Raw genomic sequence first — 26,699 nt, 5'->3', positions numbered from 1 at the left:
TGTTGCGATCAACAAGGACGAAGAAGCACCGATCTTCCAGGTGGCTGATTACGGCCTGGTGGCGGACTTGTTCGAGGCGATCCCTGAGATGATTTTGACCGTCTGAGATAGGCTAACCCCGGTGTAGCGGCCCAACTGTTCAAGACGCCGCTACGTCGCTTTTCAACTTATGCTACCCCAGTCAAACTAAGCAGCGCACCACGGTCGAGGATTTTCCAGTGTCTGCGCTGCCCTGCAACGAACCCTTGGCGCAGGCCAGTCGGCGAGCAGGCGGTTGAGGGGTTCTGCGCGCACGCCAAGCTTGGTTGCCAGCTGGCGCCCCGACACACGGGCTCGAGGGTCGGAAAGGCGCTGCACAGTAGAACTTACGGCTTGATGCAGAAACACATGTGCGCGACTACCTGTCGAGCAATCGCGTGTAGTCCCGGGATGGCAGGGGTAGGTTTTGAGTCTGAATAACGCGCTAAGCCGCTGGCACTTCGACTCGCCGCACGCTTGCGGCGAGTTGATCGTGGGGTTTAAAACCGATGAAATGCTCCAGCAGCTCGCTCAATACCGGCTTCAGTCGATCCACCCGCTTGCTATCCAATGCGTATGGCGGTTCTTCCTGCATATAACTGAGCTGCGCCAACTCCAGTTGAATCGCATGAACATGCTGCGATGGGTTGCCGTAGGTACGGGTGATGTAACCCCCCTTGAAACGACCGTTCAGCACCGCTGGCATATCTGGCAGGCGGGCCTGGGTATGTTTGAGCAACTCCTGAGCAACCCCAAGGTCACAGGACGCACCATCGGCCGTGCCGAAATTGAACACTGGCAGCGAACCCTCGAACAGCCGTGGAATCACTGAGCGAATCGAATGCGCCTCCCAGAGCAGGGCATAACCATGCTTGGCCTTGATCCGCGCCAGTTCCGCCTGCAACGCGTAATGGTAAGGGTGCCAATACATGTGCAAACGGCGTTGCTCTTCGGCCTCATCGGGTTCGCAGCCTTCCAGGTACAGCGGCACGCCGTCGAAGGTGGTGAGCGGAAACAGGCCAGTCGTGTTCTGGCCTGGATAAAGATTGGCGCCATCGGCGGGGCGATTGAGGTCGATCACGTAACGGGAACAGGTGGGCTGTAGGTACGACGCTCCCAGGCCAATTGCAAAATCGTACAGCGAGTCGATATGCCAGTCGGTATCGTCGATGGCGAGCCCTGTAGGGCTCAGCTTGGCGCGGATGTCGGGCGGTAAATACGTGCCGACGTGGGGCATGGAGACCAATAGCGGGCCGCTGCCCTGATGTAGAGTAAAAACCTGATCAGTGCTCATGTCGATTCCTTCAATAGTTCTGCCAGGGTGGCGCGGTAATCTCGCTGCGCTTGTTCCTGCAAGGGGTGGTTGCCGTTGGCGACGACCTGCTGACCGCCCACGAATACGTCCTGTACCGGGTTACCGCCGTGCTCGCAAAACACCAGGGAAGACAGCAGCAATTTATGCGGCCGGTCGCCTATGTTAGGGGCATTGCGGTCAAGCACCACAAAGTCGGCACGTTGTCCCACGCTCAAACCCGCTACCCGGCGCCCGGTCGCTGCGGCACCACCGGCCAAGGCCTGGGCGAACAACCGGTCGGCTACAGCTGGGGTGTGCTGATCGGCCAGTACATTGCGGCGGCGACGGCTCAAGCGCTGTCCGTATTCCAGCAGGCGAAACTCGGCAAACGGATTCACGCAGGTGTTGCTGTCGGAGCCGATACCCCAGCGTCCCCCAGAGGCAAGATACTGCTGGGCATCGAAGATGCCGTCGCCCAGGTTGGCCTCGGTGGTCAGGCAAAGCCCGACAGTCGCCCCGCTGCGGGCGACATCGGCGTACTCCTGATTATTCATGTGCGTGGCATGCACCAGGCACCAACGACTGTCCACAGATTGACGATCCAGCAGCCACTCCACGGGCCGTTGCCCCAGGGTCGCGATGCAGTCATCGACTTCCTTGGTTTGCTCGGCAATATGCACGTGGATGGGGGCCCGTGCGTCATCGCGATCCAAGCCGCTGATCAGCGCTTGCAGAGAGTCTTCTGACACGGCACGCAACGAGTGCGGTGCCACGCCATAACAGCGGTTGCCGTTCTCTGGCAGGCTTTTTTTCATCTGCTCGCGCAAATTCAGAATCCATTCGGGTGATGAAATAAAGCGTCGTTGATGAGGGGAGGGCGCGCTTTGCCCGAAGCCGCTGAACTGGTAAAGCACCGGCAACAGGGTAATGCCGATGCCGACCTCCTGCGCTGCGTGAGTGATCTGTTCCGCCAGTTCCGCAGGATTGTTATAGGCCTGACCATTGGCGTCGTGATGGACATAATGAAACTCGCACACCGAGGTGTAGCCCGCCTTGAGCATTTCGATGTAGAGGTGGCGACCGATAGCGTGCAGGTGTTCAGGCTGCAAACGCTGGGCGAAACGATACATCAGGGTGCGCCAGCTCCAGAATGAATCAGAAGGGTCACCCAGGGTTTCGGTAAGTCCGGCCATTGCCCGCTGGAATGCATGGGAATGCAAGTTGGGCATCCCACTGACCACCGGCCCACAGGCCTTGGGCATGTCGGGCGTTGGTACCGCGCCGGTTTGTACGTCGTAAAGATCGCCGGCTGCATCCCAGCGCAACACCACGTTCTCGTGCCAGCCGTCGGGCAACAGTGCGACTTCAGCGAACAGTCCGCGCGCCTCTATCGAATTGGCGGGGGCAGACTGATTGTTCCCGGGCACTGCTTCAGACAGCATGGGACGCCTCGCGGGCGAGGATGCTCTGCAGGAAGCTACGGGTACGCGCCTCTTTGGGGGCGCTGAACAGCTGTGCAGGGGGCGCGGCTTCCACAATCACGCCCTGGTCCATGACGACCACGACATCGGCCACCTCGCGGGCAAACCCCATTTCGTGGGTCACGATGATCATCGTCATGCCTTCGGCGGCAAGGTTCTGCATGACCTGCAGCACTTCCCCCACAAGCTCCGGGTCAAGAGCCGAGGTTGGCTCATCGAACAGCATGACCTTGGGTTCCATGGCCAGTGCGCGAGCGATGGCTACCCGTTGTTTCTGGCCGCCCGACAACGTGCCCGGATAGACGTCAGCCTTGTGCGCGAGCCCGACCTTCTCCAGAAGCTGCATACCTTGGGCCTGGGCTTCCTTGCGAGGAGTGGCGTGCAATGCCATGGGCGCTAGCGTGATGTTTTCCAGGACCGTCAGGTGCGGAAACAGGTTGAAGGACTGAAATACCATGCCCACTTCGCTGCGCAACGTGTCGAGCTTTTCCTCGGACATCATTCGCCCTTGCTCTACCACGGTATGCCCACACGCCACGAGCGTGCCGCCCTCGGCGGTTTCCAGGCCATTCATGCAGCGCAGGAAGGTGCTTTTACCCGAACCGCTGGGGCCGATGATGACCACGACCTGAGTGGGCTGTACGCTGAAGTCGATGCCACGCAGTACGTGATGGGCACCAAAGGATTTGCTGAGGTTTTTGATATCGATAATTGGCGCGCTCATCAGACTCTCCCGTCGGCACGAAGCATTTTCTCGGTACGGCGCAGAATGAGCGTGGTGGTACCGGTCAGGACCAGATAGATAGCCGCGATAGCCAGGTAAACCTCAAGCGAGCGATAGGAAACGCTGATGATCTTTTCACCTTCATGCATCACGTCGGCAATGGTCAACAGCGAAACCAGCGCAGAGTTTTTTATCAACGCAATGAATTCATTGCCCAGTGAGGGGATCATGCGCACGAATGCCTGGGGCAGAATGACTTTGCGCATCGCCAGTTTGTAAGGCAGGCCCAGTGAGCGAGCGGCCTCCATCTGGCCTTTCTCTACCGACTGAATTGAGCCTCGAACGATTTCCGAAACATAGGCTGCGCTGTAGATGCCCAGCCCGAAGATGCCACACACATAGGCGGGCAACTGGATGCCAAAGTGCGGCAAGCCGAAAAACAGGATGAACAACTGCACCAGCAACGGCGTGCCGCGTACCAGGGTCAGGTAGGTCGTGCAGAAGCCATAGATGATCCGACGCTTTGGGTTGAGGCGGCCCAGGCCGATCAACAGCCCCAGTACACACCCCAGAATCAGTGCAGCCAGGGTGATTTCGATGGTGACGGCAGCACCGGACGCGAGCGAGCGCCAGCCGTCCCACACCGGGGAAAAGTCGAGGTCCATAATTTACTCCAACGGTATCTTCGATAGACACGCCCGGAAAGAAGGCCCCGGGCGTAGAGAGCGGTTGTTATTCTTGGGCGCCGAACCATTTTTCAGACAGCGCTGCATATTCGCCGTTGCCGCGCAGGGTTTGCAGCGCAGCGTTCATCTGCACCGCCAGGTCAGTGTCGCCCTTGCGCATGGCAAAGCCGTAAAGCTCGGTGGTCAGGCCCTCGTCAAGCACCCTCACGCGGGGCTCCACTCTGGCGAATTCGGCCGCTGCCGGACGGCCGGTGACAGCCGCATTCACACGATTGATTGTCAGCAAATCAAACATGGCCTGGTTTTTTTCAACCTCGACGACCTTGACTCCTGGGTAGTGTTCCTGGAGGTAGGCGATGGATTTTGTGCCGACCTGAGCCGATACTTTCTTGCCCGCAACCAGGTCTGCCGGGGAGTTGATTGTCTTGTCGTCCTTCAGCACCAGCACAGCCAGGCCGCCACGGAAGTAGGAGTCGGTAAAGTCCACCACCTTGCGCCGCTCATCGGTCATGTAGATCGCGGAAGCCGCCACATCGAAACGCTTGGATATAAGCCCGGGAATCAGCCCCTTGAAGCCAATATCAATCCATTCCACCTTCTTGTTCATCTGCTTGCCCAGCGCTTCGATCAACTCGACATCGAAGCCGGTACGCTGACCGTCCTTGATGAACTCCATCGGCGGGAAGGTAGCGTCGGTACCGACCCGTAGCACGTCATCAGTGGCGTTGGCCGACAACGGTATGAAAGCCAGTAGAGTGAGTGCTGTCGCGAATGCGCCTAGCAGCCTGGAGTACTTCATAAGTTCTTCCTCGAAATCATGGGGGGCAATCGGGATGTAGCCGGCAGTTAGAAACGGTTGCAAATGCGGCTGGCTGCTTTTCTTGTAAGGTTTATCAGCTCTTCTTTACGGGTCCCGACACGCAGTGAAGGCGCCATCAAGGTTATGGTTCCTTCCAATCGTTCATCATGGGAAATCAGCGGAACGCTGACCCCCCAGACACCCTCATCCACCTCGCTGTCGCTGATGGCAAAGCCGCGGTTGCGAATGTCCATCAGCTGTTGCTCGAGGTCGGCCACGGCCGCCGGGTCATGACCCAGCTGCTCATCCATAAGGCGCTTTTGTAACGGGCGTGGCAAAAACGCCAGCAAGCTTTTCGCCGAGGCCCCCTGCATCAGGGAATGGGCACGGCCCTTGGTGAAGGAACAGCGCAGCGAACGGCTGCTTTCTTCCATGGCGATACAAACCACCTGCTCGTTGGCGTACATCAGCAGGCCTACACTTTCGCCGGAGCGGTCTACCAGAGCGCTGATTTCGTCGCGACTTTGGCTGATCAGGTTGGAGTTCTGATCAAAGCCCCAGGCCAGTTGCACTGCCATGGCTCCTGGCTCGTAAAGCCCGGTCGTCAGGTGCTCCTGGATCAGGCCCCATTTTTTCAGGGCCGCGAGATGGCGATAGACCGTGCTCAACGGCATATCAACCCGAGCGGCAATACGCTTGGCGCCAATGGGTTGCCCTGCCTTGGCGATACACACCAATACGTGCAGAACGCGGTCTACGATGCTTTTGCTTTCGAGGTCGATCATGCCGGCACTATAGAGTACGAATTCTCATTTTGTACGGGTGATTCCCACTGAGTGGGAAACTTAAGCGATTTGATTCCAGGCCAAAAAGTGTCCAAGGGTCACGTTCGAAAATCAGTGCCGTAAACCTGTCTCACGAGTCCACACCGGGGCAAGCGCAAGTCACTGTCAGTTGAGCTGCCTGGGTCCGGATGCGCGGCTGGGAGATGAGATGCGTGAGAGTTCCTTCATCAGGGCTTGAGGGGCGCAGGGTGTTTTTCGGACATTTAATGACAATCATCTGACGACATGCGTAGAAAAAATGACAACTCTTATTCAGCAGGTGTCTGCTAGGGTTCCACTATGCTCGCCGCCGGTTGTAGGACGGTTGACCATTTTTATTTGGGCCTGGCTGGGAACGGAATTTTTACCGTTTGTCGCGTTCCAACGTCGGCACAGGTCCATTGCCAATGTCCTCTGCATCATAGAATGCAAAAGTAGGAGCTTCCTTCATGTTCACTTCGCGTCGTCTGCTTGTTGTTGCTACGGCTGTTGCCTTGTTGTCTGGCTGTGCATCCCCTAACCCATATGACGGTAGCCAGGGGCAGGCCGATAGTGGCTCCCAGGGTATGAGCAAAACCGCCAAGTACGGTGGGCTCGGCGCACTGGCCGGTGCATTGGCCGGTGCGGCCATTGATCATAACAGCCGTGGCAAGGGCGCCTTGATCGGCGCTGCGGTCGCCGGTATCGGTGCGGCGGGCTATGGCTATTACGCTGATCAGCAGGAGAAAAAACTGCGCGAAAGCATGGCCAATACTGGCGTTGAAGTTCAGCGCCAAGGCGATCAGATCAAGTTGATCATGCCGGGTAATATCACTTTCGCGACTGATTCAGCCGCTATTGCCAGTAGTTTCTACACGCCATTGAACAACCTGGCGGGCTCCCTCAAGCAGTTCAATCAGAACACCATTCAGATCGTCGGCTACACCGACAGCACCGGCAGCCGCCAGCACAACATGGACCTGTCCCAGCGTCGTGCGCAAAGTGTGGCTACTTACCTGACATCCCAGGGGGTCAGCCAAACCAACCTGAGTGCTCGCGGGGCCGGTCCGGATAACCCGATTGCCAGCAACGCCGACGTAAACGGTCGTGCGCAGAACCGTCGTGTAGAGGTCAACCTCGGGCCTATCCCCGGCCAGCAATATGGCCAACCTGCCCAGCAACAGGCGCCTCAGCAAAACAACGAGTTCCAGGGCAATCCATACCAGCAGTACCAGTAAACCCACAGCCACAAAAAAGGGCGCCGTGCAATCAATGCACGGCGCCCTTTTTTGTGGCTGTGGGTTTACATCAGTCGATGTATTCGAACACTTTCACAATCTTCTGCACTCCAGACACACTCTGTACCAGGTTGGCCGCGCGAGTGGCTTCCGCCTGGGTCAGCAGGCCCATCATGTAAACGATGCCGTTATCGGTGACGATTTTGATCCGTGAGCCGGGCACCGCACTGTCGGTCAGCATCTGCGCCTTGATCTTGGTGGTCAGCAAGGCATCGTTGCTGATTGCCAGCAGCGTGATGGGTTCGATTACCTGTAATTCGTTGTGGACCTTCTTGACCCGTTGAACGGATGAAGCCGCTTGTTCAGCCTGGGCCTTGAGGTCGGCTCGTGGTGTTTGCCCTGCGAGCAGTACTACACCGTTGAAGCTGGTCACCACGATGCGCGAGGCACCATTGCCCAGGTCCGGGGCAGCCTTGGCGACGTTGACGCCGACCTTGGTTTCGATCAGCGAGTCGTCAATCTTGCTACCGAAGGTACGGGTGCCCCTGTCGTCCTGGATGGGCGTATCGCGTGTTGCGGTGATTGCCGAGGTGCAGCCGCTGATGCCGAGGCACAGCGTGAGGGCCAATAGGCTGAGGCGGTTAACAATCATTCTTCACTCCCGAACAGTTGGCTGTCGATCAGATCGCACAGGCAGTGGATCGCCAGCAGATGGACTTCTTGAATACGTGCCGTGACATTGGCCGGGACGCGAATCTCCACATCCTCGGGCAACAGCAGTGAGGCCATGCCGCCGCCATCGCGTCCGGTCAATGCTACGACAATCATTTCTCGATCATGTGCGGCCTGGATCGCTTGAATAATGTTCGCCGAGTTGCCGCTGGTGGAAATCGCCAGCAGTACGTCGCCGGGTTGGCCAAGGGCGCGAATCTGTTTGGAGAAGATTTCGTTGTAGCTGTAGTCGTTGGCGATCGAGGTAATCGTCGACGAATCGGTGGTCAAGGCGATGGCCGGCAAGCTTGGACGCTCACGCTCGAAGCGGTTTAGCAACTCGGAGGAGAAGTGCTGGGCATCACCGGCCGAACCGCCGTTGCCGCACGAAAGCATTTTGCCTTCGTTGAGCAGAGCGTTGACCATCACTTGGCTGGCTTGCTCAATGTGCGGTGCAAGTACGTCCATCGCCTGTTGCTTGGTATCAATGCTGGCCTGGAAAAGCTGGCGAATTCGGGATTGCATGTCCATCTGTGTGACCTTAAGTAGCGCGGCTGGTTGGCACAGAAATGTGCAGCCCGCAAAGCAAAGAGCAAAAGTGTGCGATGAGTGTCCGGCGTATCAGCTGCCAAAATCGCAACTGTCAAAGGCATCGGGCAGCCAGATCAGATCGGTTGTTCCCAGCGGGGTGCTTTCTATGGCAACCACATCGAAACGGCAAGGATGATCGGCCCACCGACGCTCGCTTTGCAGGAAAAACTGCGCGGCGAGTGTCAGCTTTTGACGTTTGCGCCTATCGATACTGGCGAGCGCGCCACCCCATTGTGCGTGTTTTCTGTAACGGACTTCGACAAATACTACTGTATCGCCGTCAAGCATGACCAGATCAAGCTCGCCGCGCTTGCACAACCAGTTCTGCGCCAGCAACCGCAGACCTTGTTGTTGCAAGTGTTTGAGCGCTTGAAGTTCGGCGTCCTTGCCGCTTTGTGCGCTCGACTGCTGGGGCATTAGCGCGAGGTATCAGGCAGGCGCTGGACCTGGCCATTGACAAACTGGGCCCATGGCAATTGACGGTCGACCCGTTGGTTCGGGCTGATGCCCAGGTTACCGGAGAGACCGTCGATACGAGTGTCTGGCAGGGCCTTGAGTTGGCCCAGGCGCGGCGCCAGGCGATAGGCGTCAACGCCCATTGCGTACAAACGACCGAGGCTGCCATTGGCTTGCGGCCACTGGGCGGCGACCTGGTTGCGCAGCGGGTCGGTGGTGTTGAGCAACCAAGGTGTTTCGCAGAACATGACGTTGTTCATGTCGAGGTACTGGTTCCTGTCGCCACTGGCACTGTACACATGGGACGTCGCATACACCGGCACATCGCCGGCGTACTGGAAGTTCAGGGTCGGCTTGATCTGCTGGGCCAGTTGTGGGGGGACAGCCAGGAAGATGAACTCGATATCCTGGCGACGCGAAGGCTGGGCGGCGACGTCTGTCCCTACGGTGCTTTGCAGGCTCTTGGCACGACCTTCGCTCTGGCGCAGATGGAACAGATCGGCGATCTGCTGGGCCAATGCCACCGGTTGGTCAACGTACTCAACGCCGATCACGGTGCCGCCATTGGCTTCCCAATCCTGACGGAAAGCCCTGAATACACGCTCACCCCATTCGCCTTTCGGCACCATGGCTGCTGCGCGGTGCAGGCCGTCGGCACGGGCACGCTGGGATACTTCACGTGCCTCGTCTTCGGCCGCCAGGCCAAACTGGAACAATTGCGCCGGGCCCTGATCGGTTTCGCTGTAGTTCAAGGCCAGCGTAGTGATCGGCAGTTGCGGGCGATCATTGAGTTGCTTGACCAGCGGTTTCTCCAGCGGACCAACTACCAGTTGCACGCCCGCGGCCTGGGCCTTGGCATAGAAGTCGTCAATGGAACTCAGGCGCGAGCTGTCATAGAACTCAATGATCGGGGGTTTTTGCCCGGCCTGTTCAGCTTGGTAGTGAGCGGCCATGAAACCTTCGCGCAGTGCCCTGGCAACGTTGGCCAATGGCCCTTCCTGTGGCAGCAGCAAGGCAATCTTGCTCAGGGGTTGGCTGGCCAGTTCCTTGAGCTTGATCAGTGGCTGCGGCAGTTGCAAGGATGCTGGATGGCCAGGGTTCTGGACGCGCCAGGTGTCGATGGCGGCCTGCTGCTGTTCCAGGGTTCCCGCGCCCTTGACTGCCAGGGCCAGGGAGACCCAGCCGTCCAGTGTCGGGTTGTTGGTGGCTTGCAGTTGTTCGGCAGGTACGGCTGCAATCAAGGCCCAGATGGCTTCATGGTTGCTACTGGCTGTGTCGCCGCTGAGCAAGGGGGCCATGGCAACGCGTTCGCGAGCGGCGGCCAGGGTCTGGCCGTCAGCTTCATAGGCACGGGCGTGCACAGTGCCGGTGCGGATCTGCTGCTCTGGTGCCAGCTCCTTCAGGTTTTGCAGGCTTGGGTGGTTCAGCGCCGCCAACGCCGCTTTGGGCTGGTTGCGGGTCATTGCCAGTTCGGCCGTCAGGGTGCTGGCGAACACCTGTGCCGCAGGCTTGAGGGAGTCCAGCGGGACTTGGGCAAGAATCTGCGCCGAGCGAGCGGGATTGTTTTGGTGGTAAGCCAGATCCGCTGCGCTCAGGCGCAGCAAGCTGGCTTTTTCCGGGGTTTTTGCCGAAGTTGCCTGTTCGAGCAGTTGCTCGATACTGGCATCCGGGGTCCGTGGAAGGTCGCCAAGGCTGGACGAGGGCGAGCTGGCGCAAGCGGCCAATAGGGCAGCGAGGCAGAGGGCGGAGAGCAGCCGCAGGCAAGCGATCATGTAAGTGTTCCTGATACCGATCAAATTAGCGTGGAATTGTACCCAAGCACTGGCCAGGGCGCGATGTTACTGGCGTGAAACCGTCTATTTAGGTCGTGCAAATGTTGCAAGGTCTTGCGGATGACGGCAAAGGCGCCTGCCTAGATGGCATATTTTCCTGGCGTCTACGCGCTACAATGTGGCTTTTGCCAATCATCGAGGTGTGCGCTTTGACTGCTCCAGGTCCTTTGAATTCCACTGCAGGCTCGCTTTTTGTCGTGGCGACGCCCATTGGCAACCTGGACGACATCAGCGCACGGGCGCTGAAAGTGTTGCGTGAAGCCAAATTGATCGCGGCTGAAGACACTCGGCACTCCCTGCGTTTATTGCAGCATTTTGGTATCACCACGCCATTGGCCGCCTGTCACGAGCATAACGAACGTGAGGAGGGTAGCCGGTTTATTACACGACTACTCGCCGGTGACGACGTGGCACTGATCTCCGACGCGGGCACGCCGTTGATTTCCGATCCCGGCTACCATCTGGTCCGCCAGGCGCGAGCCGCAGGTATCAATGTAGTGCCTATTCCGGGAGCGTGCGCGCTGATTGCAGCATTGTCTGCTGCCGGCCTTCCGTCGGACCGCTTTATCTTTGAGGGTTTTCTGCCTGCCAAGGCAGTAGGACGCAGGGCGCGTCTTGAGTTGCTGAAGGAGGAGCCGCGCACGCTGATTTTCTACGAGGCGCCGCACCGCATCCTTGAGTGCTTGCAGGATATGGAGCTGGTCTTCGGTGGTGAGCGCCTGGCCTTGCTGGCACGTGAGTTGACGAAGACCTTCGAGACCCTCAAGGGCTTGCCGTTGGAAGGGCTGCGTGCGTTCGTCGAAGGCGACAGCAATCAGCAGCGCGGCGAGTGTGTAGTGTTGGTGGCGGGCTGGTCGGCACCGGAAAGTGAAGATGCGGTGGGCAGCGAAGCGATGCGCATCCTTGATTTGTTGCTCAAGGAAATGCCTCTCAAGCGAGCAGCGGCCCTGGCGGCGGAAATTACCGGTGTGCGCAAGAATGTTCTGTATCAAGTCGCGCTGGATAAACAAAAGAGTGAATAGTTCCACGCTTTAACCTGCGCTACGTCGGAACATGATGGCGTTGTTGGCTTTTAAAGCTTGTTCTGAGCGCCGCGTGCCGTTAACCTTCGCGGCGGAGAGTCGATTGGACAGTCGCTGCCCTCTATGAGAATTAGGGGGGGGAGGAAAGTCCGGGCTCCATAGGGCGAAGTGCCAGGTAATGCCTGGGAGGCGTGAGCCTACGGAAAGTGCCACAGAAAATAACCGCCTAAGCATTTCGGTGCCGGTAAGGGTGAAAAGGTGCGGTAAGAGCGCACCGCACGACTGGCAACAGTTCGTGGCTAGGTAAACCCCACTTGGAGCAAGACCAAATAGGGTTCCAAGGCGTGGCCCGCGCTGGAACCGGGTAGGTTGCTAAAGATGTCCAGTGATGGCCATCGTAGACGAATGACTGTTCAAGACAGAACCCGGCTTATAGATCGACTCTCCACCTTTTTCCTTTTGCTCGAATCTCGGGCAAAAATCCGGTAGTAACGCAAGAATCCCTCCCTGCTGAATCAATGGCAGATGCGTCTTCGTAATACCAAAAAAATCTTACTCTTAATAAATTACTTTAACTTTCGGCTCTAGGTTATTGAGCTGTTGGTTATTGTCGAGTCAAAAATATTGCAAAACTGTCGTTTCCCCTTCGTTTACCTTCCTAAATCTCCGTTCTGTAAGGCTTTTCCTTTAATCCGCGCCTTGACGGTGTGGTGGGCGCATTCCTATAGTGTGCGCAAGTGGCGGAAAGTGGCATAAAGTGGGTTTTTTGAACGTAAAACGCTAAAAATTGGAGAAACGCACCTGTGTTTCGCGGAGCTAACGCTATCAGTCTCGATGCAAAAGGCCGTCTCGCTATGCCGAGCCGGTATCGTGACGAGCTCATTTCGCGAAGTTCCGGGCAGTTAATCATCACGATTGACGCCGTTGACCCTTGTTTGTGTGTTTACCCGCTCGATGAGTGGGAACTGATTGAAACCAAGTTGCGAGCCCTGCCTTCGTTGCGTGAAGAAAACCGCCGTTTGCAGCGTTTGTTGATTGGTAACGCCGTCGATCTCGAACTCGATGGCAGTGGTCGTTTCCTGGTTCCACCGCGTCTGCGCGAATACGCCAAGTTGGACAAGCGCGCAATGCTGGTAGGCCAACTGAACAAGTTCCAATTGTGGGACGAAGGTGCCTGGGATGCTGTTTCGGCAGCAGACCTGGCGGCTATTCAACAACCGGGCGCCATGCCTGATGAACTGCGTGATTTGATCCTGTGACTATTGATAGCGGCTTTAACCACATCACCGTACTGCTTGACGAAGCCGTCGAGGCTCTCGCCGTACGCCCTGATGGTTGCTATTTGGATGGCACGTTCGGGCGTGGCGGGCATAGCCGGTTGATCCTCAGCCAGCTCGGTTCCGACGGTAAGCTCCTCGGGTTCGACAAAGACCCTCAAGCGATTGCCACCGGGCAAGCGCTAGCGGCCGAAGACGGCCGCTTTGTCGTTGTGCAGCGCAGCTTTGCCGAGTTGGGTGCGGAAGTCGCCGAACGTGGCATGGCGGGCAAGGTGGCCGGGGTTTTGCTCGATCTTGGTGTGTCGTCGCCACAGCTGGATGATCCCGAACGCGGCTTCAGCTTCATGAACGACGGTCCGCTCGATATGCGCATGGACCCGTCCCGCGGGGTCAGTGCCGCGCAGTTCATCGCCACCGCCCCGGTGGAAGAAATTGCCCGAGTGTTCAAGGAATACGGTGAAGAGCGTTTCTCCGGTCGTATGGCCCGTGCCGTGGTCGAACGTCGGGAAATCCAGCCATTCGAACGCACTGCCGACCTGGCCGAAGTGCTGAAAGTCGCCAACCCGGCCTGGGAGAAGGGCAAGAACCCGGCTACCCGTGCTTTCCAAGGCCTGCGTATTCATGTCAACAACGAATTGGGCGACCTGGAGGCGGGCCTTGAAGCTGCCCTGGAATCCCTGGAAGTGGGCGGTCGCCTGGTGGTGATCAGTTTCCACTCCCTGGAGGACCGCATCGTCAAGTTGTTCATGCGTCGCCTGGTCAAGGGTGAATCCGACAACCTGCCGCGCAACCTGCCGGTCCGCTTCGAAGCTTTTGTGCCGAAAATCAAAACCCATGGCAAAGCGCAGTTCGCCTCCGAGGCAGAACTCAAGGCCAACCCACGTGCCCGTAGTGCTGTCATGCGCGTCGCGGAGAAGTTGCGGTGAGCAAGCTTTTCGCCAAGCCCCTTCCGGGCGGCAGCTTCTTTATGTTGCTGCTGTTTGTTGGCGTACTGGTGTCCGCGATTGCGGTGTCCTACAGCGCCCACTGGAACCGCCAGTTGCTCAACTCCCTGTACGGGGAATTGAGTGTGCGCGACAAGGCGCAGGCGGAGTGGGGTCGGCTGATTCTGGAGCAAAGCACCTGGACGGCTCATAGCCGGATCGAAGTGCTGGCCACTGAACAGTTGAAAATGCATATTCCGGGCGCGGCCGACGTCCGCATGGTGGCGCCATGATGAAGCTTGAGGGCGCACTCTACCCGTGGCGTTTCCGTGTGGTGCTGGGTTTGCTGGCATTGATGGTAGGCGCGATCACCTGGCGGATTTTTGATTTGCAGGTGGTTGATCGCGACTTCCTGATCGGCCAGGGCGATGCTCGCAGCCTGCGTCATATCCCGATTCCTGCGCACCGCGGCCTGATCACTGACCGTAACGGAGAGCCCCTGGCCGTCAGCACCCCAGTGACCACCCTGTGGGCCAACGCCAAGGAATTGCAGGCCGTCAAGAACAAATGGCCGGAACTGGCCACCGCTCTGGGCCAGGATCCAAAAGTCTTGAACGAGCGCCTGGAAGCCCAGGCCAATAAAGAGTTCATCTATCTTGTTCGTGGCCTGACCCCCGAGCAAGGCCAACTGGTGCTCAACCTCAAAATCCCTGGTGTCTACGGGATCGAGGAGTTTCGACGTTTCTATCCTGCCGGCGAAACCACTGCCCATATGGTGGGGTTCACCGACATCGACGATCACGGCCGCGAAGGTGTAGAGCTGGCCTACGACGAATGGCTGGCCGGCGTTCCCGGGAAAAGACAGGTTATCAAGGATAGACGCGGCAGGCTGATCAAGGATGTTCAGGTCACCAAAAACGCCAAGGCTGGCAAGCCCTTGGCGTTGTCGATTGACTTGCGCCTGCAGTACCTGGCCAACCGCGAGCTGCGCAACGCCATCATCGAGAACGGTGCCAAGGCCGGCAGCCTGGTGATCATGGACGTGAAGACCGGCGAGATCCTCGCCATGGTCAACCAGCCAACCTACAACCCGAACAACCGTCGCAACCTGCAACCGGCGATGATGCGCAACCGCGCCATGATCGATGTGTTCGAGCCAGGCTCGACCATGAAGGCCATCTCCATGAGTGCCGCCCTGGAAACCGGGCGCTGGAAGCCCAGCGACAAGGTCGAGGTCTATCCCGGCACGCTGCAGTTGGGCAAATACACCATTCGTGACGTTTCCCGTAGCGAAGGCCCGGTGCTGGACTTGACCGGCATCCTGATCAACTCCAGTAACGTCGGCATGAGCAAGATCGCTTTCGATATCGGCGGCGAGAGCATTTATCAGTTGGCACAAAAAGTCGGCCTGGGTCAGCCCACCGGCCTGGACTTTCCGGGCGAGCGCGTGGGTAACCTGCCGAACTACCGCAAGTGGCGCAAGGCCGAGACTGCGACCCTGTCCTACGGCTACGGCCTGTCGGTGACCACGATCCAGTTGGCTCATGCCTTCGCCGTGTTGGCCAATAATGGTCGCAAGGTGCCCCTTAGCCTGATCCGTGTCGATGAAGCGCCGAAGGCCGCTCAGGTCATTCCGGAAAACATCGCCAAGACCATCCAAGGCATGTTGCAACAAGTAATCGAGGCGCCGCGCGGGGTCTTCCGTGCTCAGGTCCCGGCTTATCACGTAGCTGGCAAATCAGGTACCGCCCGTAAGGTTTCGGTTGGCACAAAGGGCTATGCGGAAAACTCCTACCGTTCGCTGTTTGCCGGCTTCGGCCCGATGAGCGATCCACGTTACGCCATCGTCGTGGTCATCGATGAGCCGAGCAAGGCCGGCTACTTCGGCGGCCTGGTCTCGGCGCCGGTGTTCAGCAAAGTGATGTCCGGCACGCTGCGCCTGATGAATATCACGCCGGATAACCTACCGCCGACCCAGCAGGCGAACGCCGGGCCACCGGCCGCTGTTATAAAAGCCAATGGAGGGCGCGGCTGATGTCTCTTAGCCTGAACAAGATTTTTGCCCACGCCGGCCGTGACCTGCTGATTCGCGAGTTGACTCTGGACAGCCGCAATGTGCGTGCCGGTGACCTGTTCCTGGCGGTACCGGGAGGCAAGTTCGATGGCCGTGCCCACATTGCTGACGCCTTGCAACGTGGTGCGGCAGCCGTCGCTTATGAAGTGGAAGGCTCCACCGTGCTGCCGATCACCGACGTGCCGTTGATTCCGGTCAAGGGCCTGGCGGCGCAACTGTCGGACATTGCCGGACGCTTTTATGGTGACCCGAGCCGCGCTCTCAACCTGGTGGGTGTCACTGGCACCAACGGCAAGACCAGCGTGACTCAGTTGGTTGCCCAGGCGCTTGATTTGCTGGGTCAACACTGCGGCATTGTCGGCACACTGGGTACCGGTTTCTATGGCGCGCTGCAAAGCGGCCTGCATACCACACCCAACCCGATTGCCGTCCAGGCGACCCTGGCCGACCTGAAAAAGGCCGGTGCCAAGGCCGTTGCCATGGAAGTGTCCTCCCACGGCCTGGACCAGGGGCGAGTGACCGCCTTGGCGTTCGATGTGGCGGTGATGACCAACCTGTCCCGCGATCACCTGGATTACCACGGCACCATGCAGGCGTACGCCGTCGCCAAGGCCAGGCTGTTTGCCTGGAATGACCTGAAGTGCCGGGTGGTGAACCTGGACGATGAGTTCGGTCGCCAGTTGGCGGCTGAAAAAAGCCAGGCGCGCCTGATCAGCTATAGCCTGGAGGATTCCAGCGCTTACCTGTATTGCCGTGAAGCCCAGTTTAATGACGAAGGCGTGCGCGCCACGCTAGTGACGCCACAGGGCGAACACCATCTGCGCAGCACCTTGCTCGGTCGCTTCAACCTGAGCAATGTCCTGGCTGCCGTCGGCGCCTTGCTTGGCCTGGATTACGCCCTGGATGAAATCCTCCGCGTATTGCCCAAGCTCGAAGGCCCGGCCGGTCGTATGCAGCGCCTGGGTGGCGGCACCCAGCCATTGGTGGTGGTTGATTACGCCCACACCCCGGATGCCCTGGAAAAAGTTTTGCTGGCCCTGCGTCCCCACGCCAAGGGCAAGTTGCTGTGCCTGTTCGGCTGTGGTGGCGACCGCGACCGCGGCAAGCGTCCGCTGATGGCGCAAATTGTCGAACGGCTGGCGGACGGTGTCCTTGTCACTGATGACAACCCTCGCAGCGAAGCACCGAGTCAGATTTTCGATGATATCCGTGAAGGCTTTGTCGACGCTTCGAAAGTGACGTTTGTTGCCGGTCGTGGCGTGGCCATCGCTCAACTGATCGCCAGTGCCAGCGCCGACGACGTGGTGGTACTGGCTGGCAAGGGTCACGAGGACTACCAGGAAATCAACGGCGAACGCCATGCTTTCTCCGATCTGGTGGAGGCCGATCATGCCTTGACCGCGTGGGAGGTGGCTCATGCTTAAGGCCCTGAAATTCAGCGAATTGACCGAGGCCCTGTCGGCACACCTGTTGTCGAGCGATTGCAGTTTCGACGGCGTCAGCATCGACAGCCGCGCCATCAAGCCGGGGCAACTGTTCGTCGCCCTGGCTGGCCCGCGTTTCGATGGTCATGACTATCTGAATGAAGTCGCCGCCAAAGGCGCCGTCGGTGCCCTGGTGCAGCGCGAAGTTGCTGAGTCGACCTTGCCGCAATTGTTGGTGGCCGATACTCGCCTGGCATTGGGGCAACTCGGTGCCCTGAACCGTGCGGCTTTCGATAAGCCAGTGGCAGCGATCACCGGTTCCAGTGGCAAAACCACGGTCAAGGAACTGCTGGCGGGCATCCTGCGTACACGCGGGGCGGTACTGGCCACCCGTGGCAACCTGAACAATGATTTCGGTGCTCCGCTGACCTTGCTGGAACTGGCTCCGGAACACACTGCGGCAGTTATCGAGTTGGGTGCTTCGCGCGTTGGCGAAATCGCTTACACCGTGGCCCTGACCAAACCCCAGGTTGCTGTAATCAACAATGCCGGCACTGCCCATGTGGGGGAGTTCGGTGGCCCAGAGAAAATCGTCGAAGCCAAGGGTGAAATCCTCGAAGGCCTCGATGCTTGTGGCATCGCTGTGTTGAACCTCGACGACAAGGCCTTCGAAACCTGGCGAGTACGCGCCGCGGGGCACAAGGTATTGAGTTTTTCGGTGAACAACGCTGCGGCTGATTTCCATGCTTCGACGATCACCGTCGATGCCCGTGGCTGCCCGGCCTTCACCCTGCATACCCCGCAAGGTGAAGTGCACGTCCAGCTGAATTTGCTGGGCAACCATAACGTCGCCAATGCCCTGGCCGCTGCGGCCGCCGCTCATGTCCTGGGCATCTCGCTGTTTGGCATCGCCACCGGCCTTGGCGCGGTACAACCGGTCAAGGGCCGTACCGTTGCACAACTGGCAACCAACGGTATGCGCGTCATCGATGACACCTATAACGCCAACCAATCCTCGATCTGTGCCGCCATCGACCTGCTGGCTGGCTTTGATGGCCGTAAGGTCCTGGTGCTTGGTGATATCGCGGAGTTGGGTGATTGGGCTGAACAGGCTCACCGTGAAGTGGGCACCTATGCCGCAGGCAAGGTTGATGCTCTTTACGCCGTGGGTTCGAACATGGCTCACGCAGTGGGCGCCTTCGGTCCCGGGGCACGGCACTTTGCAAGCCAGGCCGAGCTGATCCAGGCGCTGGGCACAACCGAACAAGACAAACACACCACTATTTTGATCAAGGGATCGCGCAGCGCGGTGATGGAAAACGTCGTCGTGGCTTTGTGTGGCTCAAGTACGGAGAAACATTAATGCTGCTGCTGCTGGCTGAGTATCTGCAACAGTTCCACAAAGGCTTCGCGGTCTTTCAGTACCTGACCCTGCGCGGGATTTTGGGTGTGCTGACCGCGCTGTCGTTGTCGCTGTTTCTGGGGCCATGGATGATCCGTACGTTACAGAGCCTGCAGATTGGCCAGTCGGTTCGCAATGATGGCCCGCAGTCGCATCTGTCCAAGTCCGGCACCCCGACCATGGGCGGCGCGCTGATTCTGTCGTCCATTGGCATCAGCACCTTGCTCTGGGCTGACCTGAACAACCGTTACGTTTGGGTCGTACTGCTGGTGACCCTGTTGTTTGGCGCCATTGGCTGGGTTGATGACTACCGCAAAGTGATCGAGAAAAACTCCAAGGGGCTGCCAAGCCGCTGGAAGTATTTCTGGCAGTCGGTGTTTGGCCTGGGCGCGGCGATCTTCCTTTATATGACCGCACCAAGCGCGGTGGAAACCACCCTGATCCTGCCAATGCTCAAGGACGCCAGCATTCCGTTGGGCGTTGGCTTCGTGGTGTTGACCTATTTCGTGATCGTCGGCTCCAGCAACGCGGTCAACCTGACCGACGGCCTCGACGGCCTGGCGATTATGCCGACGGTGATGGTCGGTGGTGCGCTGGGTATCTTCTGCTACCTGTCGGGTAACGTGAAATTCGCTGAATACCTGTTGATTCCCTACGTGCCAGGTGCCGGCGAACTGATTGTGTTCTGCGGGGCGCTGATCGGTGCCGGCCTGGGCTTTTTGTGGTTCAACACCTATCCGGCCCAGGTGTTCATGGGTGACGTAGGCGCACTGGCGCTGGGCGCGGCCCTCGGCACGATCGCGGTGATCGTACGCCAGGAAATTGTTCTGTTCATCATGGGCGGTGTGTTCGTGATGGAAACCTTGTCGGTGGTGATCCAGGTGGCCTCCTTCAAGTTGACCGGGCGCCGCGTATTTCGCATGGCTCCGATACACCACCATTTTGAACTCAAGGGCTGGCCTGAGCCACGCGTGATTGTCCGCTTCTGGATCATCACCGTGATTCTGGTTCTGGTCGGCCTTGCCACCCTGAAACTGAGGTAGAGACGAGTGTCCTTGATCGCTTCTGACCACTTCCGCATCGTTGTCGGCCTCGGCAAGAGCGGCATGTCCCTGGTTCGCTTCCTGGCGAACCGGGGCACGTCGTTTGCCGTCGCCGATACGCGGGAAAATCCACCGGAGCTGGTCACGCTGCGCCGTGACTACCCGCATGTGGAAGTGCGTTGTGGCGAGTTGGATGTGGAATTTCTCTGCCGTGCCGACGAACTCTACGTGAGCCCCGGCCTGGCGTTGGCCACCAAGGCCCTGCAAGCGGCAGCCGCCCGTGGCGTGAAATTGTCCGGCGATATCGAGTTGTTCGCGCGTAACGCAAAAGCGCCGATTGTTGCCATCAGCGGCTCCAATGCAAAAAGTACCGTCACCACCCTCGTTGGCGAGATGGCGGCTGCGGCCGGCAAACGTGTCGCCGTGGGCGGCAACCTGGGCACCCCGGCGCTGGATCTGCTCAGCGACGACGTCGAACTCTATGTGATGGAGTTGTCGAGTTTCCAACTGGAGACCACCGATCAACTGGGGGCCGAAGTGGCCACTGTGTTGAATGTCAGCGAAGACCACATGGACCGCTACAGCGGCCTGCCGGCCTATCACCTGGCCAAGCACCGGATCTTCCGCGGTGCCCGGCAAGTGGTGGTTAACCGCCAGGACGCCCTGAGCCGGCCGTTGATGGGTGAAGGCCTGCCGTGCTGGACCTTTGGCTTGAGCAAGCCGGACTTCAAGGCCTTTGGCATTCGCGAAGAAAACGGCGAGAAATACCTGGCCTTTGAATTCCAGAACCTGATGCCGGTGCGCGAATTGAAAGTCCGTGGTGCCCACAATCAGTCCAATGCCCTGGCGGCCCTGGCCCTCGGGCATGCGGTCGGCTTGCCGTTCGACGCCATGCTGTCGAGCCTGCGCACTTTCGCCGGGCTTGAGCATCGCTGTCAGTGGGTCCGTGACCTGGGCGGCGTCAGTTATTACAACGACTCCAAGGCCACTAATGTTGGCGCCGCATTGGCTGCCATCGAAGGCCTGGGGGCCGATATCGACGGCAAGCTGGTGTTGATTGCCGGTGGCGATGGCAAGGGCGCTGACTTCAAGGACCTCAAAGGTCCGGTGGCTGCCAATTGCCGCGCCGTGGTGCTGATGGGGCGGGATTGCGATTTGATCGCCGATGCCCTGGGCGATGCGGTGCCACAGGTTCGTGCGCAATCGCTGGACGACGCCATCGCTCAATGTCGGGCCCTGGCCCAACCGGGTGATGCGGTATTGCTGTCGCCGGCGTGCGCCAGCTTTGACATGTTCAAGAACTACGAAGAGCGTGGCCAGCTGTTTGCCCGCGCCGTGGAGGCCTTGGCATGACAATCAACTTCAGAAATATCATCAAGCCGTATCCATCGCCGATCATTACCGGGCGCGGTGTTGACCTCGACTTCCCGATGCTCGTCGGCTGCCTTGCACTGCTGGGCCTGGGGCTGGTGATGATTACCTCGGCGTCCTCGGAAGTGGCCGCAGTGCAGTCGGGTAACACCCTGTACATGATGATCCGCCACCTGGTGTACATGGTGATCGGACTGGCGACGTGCATCGTCACCATGATGATTCCGATCGCTACCTGGCAGCGGCTGGGCTGGCTGATGCTGATCGGCGCTTTCGGTTTGCTGGTGATGGTGGTCGTGCCGGGCATCGGCCGTGAGGTGAACGGCTCCATGCGTTGGATCGGCTTCGGTGCGTTCAACGTGCAGCCGTCTGAAATCGCCAAGGTATTCGTGGTGATTTACCTGGCGGGTTATCTGGTACGTCGCCAAAAAGAAGTGCGCGAAAGCTGGATGGGCTTCTTCAAGCCATTCATCGTGTTGCTGCCCATGGCCGGCCTGTTACTGATGGAGCCCGACTTCGGTGCCACTGTTGTGATGATGGGCGCGGCAGCGGCAATGCTGTTCCTTGGCGGCGTCGGATTGTTCCGCTTCACCTTGATGGTGTTGCTGGCGGTGGGAGCGGTGACGGTCCTGGTCCAGGCGCAACCCTACCGGATGGCTCGCCTGATCACCTTTACCGATCCGTGGGCTGACCAGTTCGGTTCCGGTTACCAGTTGACCCAGGCGTTGATCGCTTTCGGTCGTGGTGAGTGGTTGGGTGTCGGCCTGGGTAATAGCGTGCAGAAACAGTTCTACCTGCCGGAAGCCCACACTGACTTCGTGTTTTCGGTGCTGGCTGAAGAACTGGGCGTCGTAGGGTCCTTGTGCACCCTCGCACTGTTCGTGTTTGTCTGCGTGCGGGCCATGTACATCGGCTTGTGGGCCGAGAAAGCCAAGCAGTACTTCGCCGCTTATGTGGCGTACGGCCTGGCGTTCCTGTGGATCGGCCAGTTCTTGATCAACATTGGGGTAAACGTCGGCCTGCTGCCGACCAAGGGCCTGACCTTGCCGTTTCTCAGCTATGGCGGCAGTTCCCTGGTGATTTGCTGCGCCTGTCTTGGCTTATTGCTGCGCATCGAATGGGAGAGTCGAACCCACTTGGGCAGCGAAGATATGGAGTTCAGCGAAAGCGACTTCGCCGAGGAGCCGACCCATGGGCGCTAACGTGCTGATCATGGCGGGTGGCACCGGTGGCCATGTGTTCCCGGCGCTGGCCTGTGCCCGCGAATTCCAAACCCGTGGCTACACGGTGCATTGGCTGGGTACGCCGCGGGGCATTGAAAACGAATTGGTGCCGAATGCCGGCTTGCCATTGCATTTGATCAACGTCGCGGGTCTGCGGGGCAAGGGCAAGTTGTCCCTGCTCAAGGCACCGTTCGTATTACTCAAGGCGGTGTGGCAAGCCCGTAAGGTGATCCGCGAATTGAAGCCGGTGTGCGTACTGGGCTTTGGTGGTTATGTGACCGGTCCTGGTGGTGTCGCGGCCAGGCTCGCGGGTGTGCCCGTGATTGTCCACGAACAGAATGCCGTTGCGGGAACCGCCAACCGGTTGTTGGTGCCGTTGGCTGCGCGGGTATGCGAAGCGTTTCCCAACACCTTTGCCCCGTCGGACAAGCGCCGTACCACCGGTAATCCGGTACGTACCGAGCTGTTCATGGCTATCGCTCGCCAGGCCCCGGCCGGCCGCAAGCCGCATTTGTTGATCCTGGGCGGAAGCCTGGGGGCCGAGCCGTTGAATAAATTGCTGCCTGAAGCCCTGTCGCAACTTCCTGTGGAACAGCGTCCGGCCGTTTTCCATCAGGCAGGCAAGAACCACGATGAGGTGACTGCAGGCCGCTACCGCGACGCGGGTGTCGAGGCCAACGTACAGCCCTTCATCAAAGACATGGCCCATGCCTACGGCTGGGCCGACCTGGTGGTTTGTCGCGCAGGTGCGTTGACCGTCAGTGAACTGGCTGCCGCGGGCCTGCCGTCCTTGCTGGTGCCTTTGCCCCATGCCATCGACGATCACCAGACCCGCAACGCCGAATATTTGGCCGAGGAGGGCGCTGCCTTCCTGCTGCCGCAAAGAACGACCGGCGCCGCCGATTTGGCCGCACGCCTGACTGAGGTTTTGATGCAACCGGAACGACTGAACAGCATGGCGAACACCGCAGCCCGCCTGGCCAAACCTGACGCAACCCGTACCGTGGTCGATATCTGCCTGGAGGTGGCCCGTGGTTGAGAATCAGAAAGCCATGCCGCAACCGGAAATGCGCCGCATCCGTCGCATCCACTTCGTCGGAATCGGCGGCGTGGGCATGTGCGGAATTGCCGAAGTGCTGCTGAACCTGGGCTATCAGGTCTCTGGCTCCGACCTGAAAATGTCGCCGGTCACCGAGCGCCTGGAATCGTTCGGTGCACAGATATTCATCGGTCACCGTGCCGAGAACGCCGCCCAGGCCGATGTGCTGGTCGTCTCCAGCGCGGTGAATACGTCCAATCCGGAAGTGGCTACCGCTCTTGAGCGCCGCATTCCCGTGGTGCCCCGCGCCGAGATGTTGGCCGAGCTGATGCGTTACCGCCATGGTATCGCCGTCGCCGGTACCCACGGCAAGACTACCACCACCAGCCTGATTGCCTCGGTGTTCGCTTCCGGTGGCCTTGACCCGACGTTCGTGATCGGTGGCCGACTGAATGCAGCAGGTACCAATGCACAGCTTGGAACCAGCCGCTACCTGATTGCCGAAGCTGACGAAAGTGACGCCAGCTTCTTGCACCTGCAACCGCTGGTGGCCGTGGTCACAAACATTGACGCCGACCATATGGCGACCTACGACGGCGACTTCAACAAGTTGAAGAAGACCTTCGTCGAATTCCTCCACAACCTGCCGTTCTACGGCTTGGCGGTGGTATGCCTGGACGATCCGGTGGTGCGCGAGATCCTGCCACAGGTGAAGCGTCCGACCGTGACTTATGGCTTCAGCGAAGACGCCGACGTGCGTGCCATCAATGTTCGCCAGCAGGGCATGCAGACCTTCTTTACGGTGTTGCGCCCTGACCGTGAGCCGTTGGACGTTTCGGTGAACATGCCGGGTAACCACAACGTGCTGAACTCCCTGGCGACCATCTGCATCGCCACCGATGAAGGCGTCAGCGATGAAGCCATCGTCGACGGCCTTTCGGGCTTTGCCGGTGTAGGCCGGCGCTTCCAGGTCTATGGTGAACTGCCGGTAGACGGCGGCAGCGTGATGCTGGTGGACGATTACGGTCACCACCCGACCGAAGTCGCGGCGGTGATCAAGGCTGTGCGTGGCGGCTGGCCGGAGCGCCGCCTGGTGATGGTCTACCAGCCGCACCGTTACAGCCGTACTCGCGATCTGTACGACGACTTCGTCAATGTATTGGCTGATGCCAACGTCCTGCTTTTGATGGAAGTCTACCCGGCGGGTGAAGAGCCGATCCCGGGTGCCGACAGCCGCAAGCTGTGCAACAGCATTCGTCAGCGTGGTCAGTTGGACCCGATCTACATCGAGCGGGGTATCGACCTGGCACCAGTGGTCAAGCCGCTGCTGCGCGCCGGTGACATCCTGTTGTGCCAGGGCGCTGGCGATATCGGTGGCCTGGCCCCGAAACTGTTGGCAAGCCCGTTGTTTGCCGCACCACGGGGGAAGTTGAAATGACCACTGATTATGGTTCTTTGTTCTCAACCATTGCACCAGCCGATTTTGGCCGTGTCGCGGTGTTGTTCGGCGGCAAGAGCGCCGAACGTGAAGTGTCGCTCAAGTCCGGCAATGCCGTGCTCGAGGCGCTGAAAAGCGGCGGCGTGGATGCATTCGGTATCGATGTGGGCGACGATCTCCTGGCGCGCCTGCAGGCACAGAAAATCGACCGCGCCTTCATCATCCTTCACGGCCGTGGCGGTGAAGACGGCAGCATGCAGGGTTTGCTGGAATGCCTGGGTATTCCCTATACCGGCAGTGGCATCCTTGCCTCGGCACTGGCCATGGACAAGTTGCGCACCAAGCAGGTGTGGCACAGCCTGGGCATTCCGACTCCGCGTCACGCCGTGCTGTGCAGCGAAGACGATTGTATTTCGGCAGCCAAGGAACTGGGCGTGCCTTTGATCGTCAAACCAGCCCATGAAGGCTCCAGTATCGGCATGGCCAAAGTGAACTCGGCCGCCGAATTGATTGACGCATGGAAAGCGGCCAGTACCTACGATTCGCAAGTGTTGGTTGAACAGTGGATTTCCGGTCCCGAGTACACCATCGCAACCTTGCGTGGCCAGGTCTTGCCGCCTATCGCTTTGGGTACGCCCCATACCTTTTATGACTACGACGCCAAGTACCTGGCTTCCGATACCCAGTACCGGATTCCGTGTGGCCTCGACAGTGCCAAGGAACAGCAATTGATGGACCTCACGGCGAAAGCCTGTGAGGCACTGGGTATTGCCGGTTGGGCACGGACAGACGTGATGCAGGATGAGCAAGGGAACTTCTGGTTCCTGGAAGTCAACACTGCACCGGGGATGACCGACCACAGCCTGGTACCCATGGCTGCACGTGCGGCCGGACTGGATTTCCAGCAGTTGGTGCTGGCCATTCTGGCGGCCAGTTATGTAGAGGCGCGAGGTTAAGACCATGCAAGGCGCATCGCTTCGTCATCAGCAACCCGCACCCGGCCGCAAGCCGGTGCCACGGGGTGCCAGTCGAATGGTGGCTAAAGAGCCGATGTCGGCGCGCCTGCCGAAAGCCAACTTTGGTTTTCTCAAGGCCCTGTTCTGGCCGGTGCTGTTGGTAGCGTTGGGTTTCGGTACCTACGAAGGTGCCCAGCGTTTGCTGCCTTACGCCGACCGACCGATCACCAAGGTCAACGTGCAAGGTGATTTGAGCTACATCAGCCAGCAAGCGGTACAGCAGCGGATCGGCCCATTCCTGGCGGCGAGCTTCTTCACCGTTGACCTCGCGGGCATGCGTTCCGAGTTGGAGCAGATGCCGTGGATTGCCCACGCCGAAGTGCGCAGGGTCTGGCCGAATCAAGTGACGATCCGCCTGGAAGAACAACTGCCCGTGGCCCGTTGGGGCGATGAGGCGCTGTTGAACAACCAGGGCCAGGCCTTCACCCCGCGGGAACTGGCCAACTACGAGCATTTGCCGCAGTTGTTCGGGCCACAACGGGCGCAACAGCAAGTGATGCAGCAGTACCAGACCTTGAGCCAGATGCTGCGGCCACTGGGCTTTTCCATTGCGCGATTGGAATTGCGCGAGCGGGGCAGTTGGTTTTTGACCACTGGGGCAGGCAGTTCCGGCCCGGGCATTGAGTTGTTGCTGGGACGCGGCCACTTGGTGGAAAAGATGCGCCGTTTTATTGCCATCTATGAAAAAAACTTGAAAGAACAGATTACGAACATTGCGAGCATCGACCTGCGTTATGCCAACGGCCTTGCCGTCGGCTGGCGGGCCCCTGCGGCGCCCACGGCAGCGCAGCCCGCTGTCGCGAAGAATTAAGAA

General features: G+C 59.2%; 25 protein-coding genes, 1 other RNA gene and 1 pseudogene. 17 read left to right on the top strand and 10 right to left on the bottom strand.

Annotated features, from left to right (window positions below; genetic code table 11):
* Positions 1-106, top strand: a pseudogene (locus GIR22_RS26445) (hypothetical protein); the annotation flags it as partial.
* 357 nt (positions 107-463) lie between these two features.
* On the opposite strand, the gene hutG reads toward GIR22_RS26445, so the two are convergent.
* The 6 genes from hutG to GIR22_RS16340 form a co-directional block, all read right to left on the bottom strand.
* Positions 464-1,312 carry an N-formylglutamate deformylase gene (gene hutG, locus GIR22_RS16365; protein ID WP_154744335.1) on the bottom strand — a complete coding sequence of 283 codons (849 nt, stop codon included), beginning with the start codon at positions 1,310-1,312 and terminating at the stop codon, positions 464-466.
* Positions 1,309-2,754 carry a formimidoylglutamate deiminase gene (locus GIR22_RS16360; protein ID WP_154744334.1) on the bottom strand — a complete coding sequence of 482 codons (1,446 nt, stop codon included), beginning with the start codon at positions 2,752-2,754 and terminating at the stop codon, positions 1,309-1,311. The genes hutG and GIR22_RS16360 overlap by 4 nt, the downstream gene beginning before the upstream one ends.
* Complete coding sequence (locus tag GIR22_RS16355) at positions 2,744-3,517, bottom strand: amino acid ABC transporter ATP-binding protein (protein ID WP_154744333.1); 774 nt, start codon at positions 3,515-3,517, stop codon at positions 2,744-2,746. Before GIR22_RS16355 ends, GIR22_RS16360 begins: the two co-directional genes overlap by 11 nt.
* Entirely contained in the window at positions 3,517-4,182 is a 666-nt protein-coding gene (locus GIR22_RS16350) for an amino acid ABC transporter permease (RefSeq protein WP_154744332.1), read from the bottom strand. Before GIR22_RS16350 ends, GIR22_RS16355 begins: the two co-directional genes overlap by 1 nt.
* A gap of 67 nt (positions 4,183-4,249) precedes the next feature.
* Positions 4,250-5,002, bottom strand: coding sequence for a transporter substrate-binding domain-containing protein (locus tag GIR22_RS16345; protein ID WP_154744331.1), 753 nt, complete (start codon positions 5,000-5,002; stop codon positions 4,250-4,252).
* A 47-nt stretch (positions 5,003-5,049) separates the two neighbouring features.
* On the bottom strand, positions 5,050-5,787 hold the full coding sequence (locus GIR22_RS16340; protein WP_154744330.1) for an IclR family transcriptional regulator: 738 nt from the start codon (positions 5,785-5,787) through the stop codon (positions 5,050-5,052).
* 488 nt (positions 5,788-6,275) lie between these two features.
* On the opposite strand from GIR22_RS16340, the gene GIR22_RS16335 reads away from it, so the two are divergent.
* A complete protein-coding gene (locus tag GIR22_RS16335) occupies positions 6,276-7,043 on the top strand; it encodes a YiaD family glycine zipper/OmpA-like lipoprotein (RefSeq protein ID WP_154744329.1) in 768 nt (255 codons plus the stop codon).
* 70 nt (positions 7,044-7,113) lie between these two features.
* Here the strand turns inward: GIR22_RS16335 and GIR22_RS16330 are convergent, their stop codons facing one another.
* The 4 genes from GIR22_RS16330 to GIR22_RS16315 all read right to left on the bottom strand — a co-directional run bounded on the left by GIR22_RS16330 (position 7,114) and on the right by GIR22_RS16315 (position 10,573).
* Positions 7,114-7,695 carry a BON domain-containing protein gene (locus GIR22_RS16330; RefSeq protein WP_154744328.1) on the bottom strand — a complete coding sequence of 194 codons (582 nt, stop codon included), beginning with the start codon at positions 7,693-7,695 and terminating at the stop codon, positions 7,114-7,116.
* Complete coding sequence (locus tag GIR22_RS16325) at positions 7,692-8,285, bottom strand: phosphoheptose isomerase (protein ID WP_007904374.1); 594 nt, start codon at positions 8,283-8,285, stop codon at positions 7,692-7,694. The genes GIR22_RS16330 and GIR22_RS16325 overlap by 4 nt, the downstream gene beginning before the upstream one ends.
* 90 nt (positions 8,286-8,375) lie before the next feature.
* Positions 8,376-8,762 carry a YraN family protein gene (locus GIR22_RS16320; RefSeq protein ID WP_154744327.1) on the bottom strand — a complete coding sequence of 129 codons (387 nt, stop codon included), beginning with the start codon at positions 8,760-8,762 and terminating at the stop codon, positions 8,376-8,378.
* Positions 8,762-10,573: a penicillin-binding protein activator gene (locus tag GIR22_RS16315; RefSeq protein WP_154744326.1), complete on the bottom strand. Its 1,812-nt coding sequence runs from the start codon at positions 10,571-10,573 to the stop codon at positions 8,762-8,764. Before GIR22_RS16315 ends, GIR22_RS16320 begins: the two co-directional genes overlap by 1 nt.
* A 176-nt stretch (positions 10,574-10,749) precedes the next feature.
* Between GIR22_RS16315 and rsmI the strand changes: the two genes are divergently transcribed.
* The 15 genes from rsmI to GIR22_RS16240 all read left to right on the top strand — a co-directional run bounded on the left by rsmI (position 10,750) and on the right by GIR22_RS16240 (position 26,696).
* Positions 10,750-11,655, top strand: a complete 906-nt coding sequence (gene rsmI / locus GIR22_RS16310; protein WP_178122307.1) for a 16S rRNA (cytidine(1402)-2'-O)-methyltransferase — start codon at positions 10,750-10,752, stop codon at positions 11,653-11,655.
* A gap of 95 nt (positions 11,656-11,750) precedes the next feature.
* Positions 11,751-12,104, top strand: an RNA gene (rnpB, locus tag GIR22_RS16305) — RNase P RNA component class A.
* Positions 12,105-12,458: 354 nt separating this feature from the next.
* A complete protein-coding gene (gene mraZ, locus GIR22_RS16300; protein ID WP_178122304.1) occupies positions 12,459-12,914 on the top strand; it encodes a division/cell wall cluster transcriptional repressor MraZ in 456 nt (151 codons plus the stop codon).
* Entirely contained in the window at positions 12,911-13,858 is a 948-nt protein-coding gene (rsmH, locus tag GIR22_RS16295; protein WP_377663153.1) for a 16S rRNA (cytosine(1402)-N(4))-methyltransferase RsmH, read from the top strand. The genes mraZ and rsmH overlap by 4 nt, the downstream gene beginning before the upstream one ends.
* The gene (gene ftsL, locus GIR22_RS16290; RefSeq protein ID WP_178122303.1) at positions 13,855-14,148 is read left to right on the top strand and encodes a cell division protein FtsL; all 294 of its coding nucleotides are present in this window, start codon (positions 13,855-13,857) and stop codon (positions 14,146-14,148) included. The genes rsmH and ftsL overlap by 4 nt, the downstream gene beginning before the upstream one ends.
* Positions 14,148-15,890 carry a peptidoglycan D,D-transpeptidase FtsI family protein gene (locus GIR22_RS16285; protein WP_178122305.1) on the top strand — a complete coding sequence of 581 codons (1,743 nt, stop codon included), beginning with the start codon at positions 14,148-14,150 and terminating at the stop codon, positions 15,888-15,890. Before ftsL ends, GIR22_RS16285 begins: the two co-directional genes overlap by 1 nt.
* Positions 15,890-17,353, top strand: a complete 1,464-nt coding sequence (locus tag GIR22_RS16280; RefSeq protein ID WP_154744323.1) for a UDP-N-acetylmuramoyl-L-alanyl-D-glutamate--2,6-diaminopimelate ligase — start codon at positions 15,890-15,892, stop codon at positions 17,351-17,353. Before GIR22_RS16285 ends, GIR22_RS16280 begins: the two co-directional genes overlap by 1 nt.
* Positions 17,346-18,716, top strand: a complete 1,371-nt coding sequence (locus tag GIR22_RS16275) for a UDP-N-acetylmuramoyl-tripeptide--D-alanyl-D-alanine ligase (RefSeq protein ID WP_154744322.1) — start codon at positions 17,346-17,348, stop codon at positions 18,714-18,716. The genes GIR22_RS16280 and GIR22_RS16275 overlap by 8 nt, the downstream gene beginning before the upstream one ends.
* The gene (gene mraY, locus GIR22_RS16270; protein ID WP_154744321.1) at positions 18,716-19,798 is read left to right on the top strand and encodes a phospho-N-acetylmuramoyl-pentapeptide-transferase; all 1,083 of its coding nucleotides are present in this window, start codon (positions 18,716-18,718) and stop codon (positions 19,796-19,798) included. The genes GIR22_RS16275 and mraY overlap by 1 nt, the downstream gene beginning before the upstream one ends.
* Positions 19,799-19,804: 6 nt before the next feature.
* The gene (gene murD / locus GIR22_RS16265; protein WP_178122302.1) at positions 19,805-21,151 is read left to right on the top strand and encodes a UDP-N-acetylmuramoyl-L-alanine--D-glutamate ligase; all 1,347 of its coding nucleotides are present in this window, start codon (positions 19,805-19,807) and stop codon (positions 21,149-21,151) included.
* Entirely contained in the window at positions 21,148-22,371 is a 1,224-nt protein-coding gene (ftsW, locus tag GIR22_RS16260; protein ID WP_154744319.1) for a putative lipid II flippase FtsW, read from the top strand. Before murD ends, ftsW begins: the two co-directional genes overlap by 4 nt.
* Positions 22,361-23,431 carry an undecaprenyldiphospho-muramoylpentapeptide beta-N-acetylglucosaminyltransferase gene (gene murG / locus GIR22_RS16255; protein ID WP_154744318.1) on the top strand — a complete coding sequence of 357 codons (1,071 nt, stop codon included), beginning with the start codon at positions 22,361-22,363 and terminating at the stop codon, positions 23,429-23,431. Before ftsW ends, murG begins: the two co-directional genes overlap by 11 nt.
* 13 nt (positions 23,432-23,444) lie before the next feature.
* Positions 23,445-24,869, top strand: coding sequence for a UDP-N-acetylmuramate--L-alanine ligase (murC, locus tag GIR22_RS16250; protein WP_154744345.1), 1,425 nt, complete (start codon positions 23,445-23,447; stop codon positions 24,867-24,869).
* On the top strand, positions 24,866-25,825 hold the full coding sequence (locus GIR22_RS16245; RefSeq protein ID WP_154744317.1) for a D-alanine--D-alanine ligase: 960 nt from the start codon (positions 24,866-24,868) through the stop codon (positions 25,823-25,825). The genes murC and GIR22_RS16245 overlap by 4 nt, the downstream gene beginning before the upstream one ends.
* A 4-nt stretch (positions 25,826-25,829) precedes the next feature.
* A complete protein-coding gene (locus GIR22_RS16240) occupies positions 25,830-26,696 on the top strand; it encodes a cell division protein FtsQ/DivIB (protein WP_154744316.1) in 867 nt (288 codons plus the stop codon).
* The last annotated feature ends 3 nt before the right edge of the window (positions 26,697-26,699 follow it).

The sequence above is a fragment of the Pseudomonas karstica genome (assembly GCF_009707515.1).
Taxonomy (GTDB): Bacteria; Pseudomonadota; Gammaproteobacteria; order Pseudomonadales; family Pseudomonadaceae; genus Aquipseudomonas; species Aquipseudomonas karstica.
Note: the sequence above shows the minus strand (reverse complement) of the source record. Positions and strands in the feature narration are given on the sequence as shown.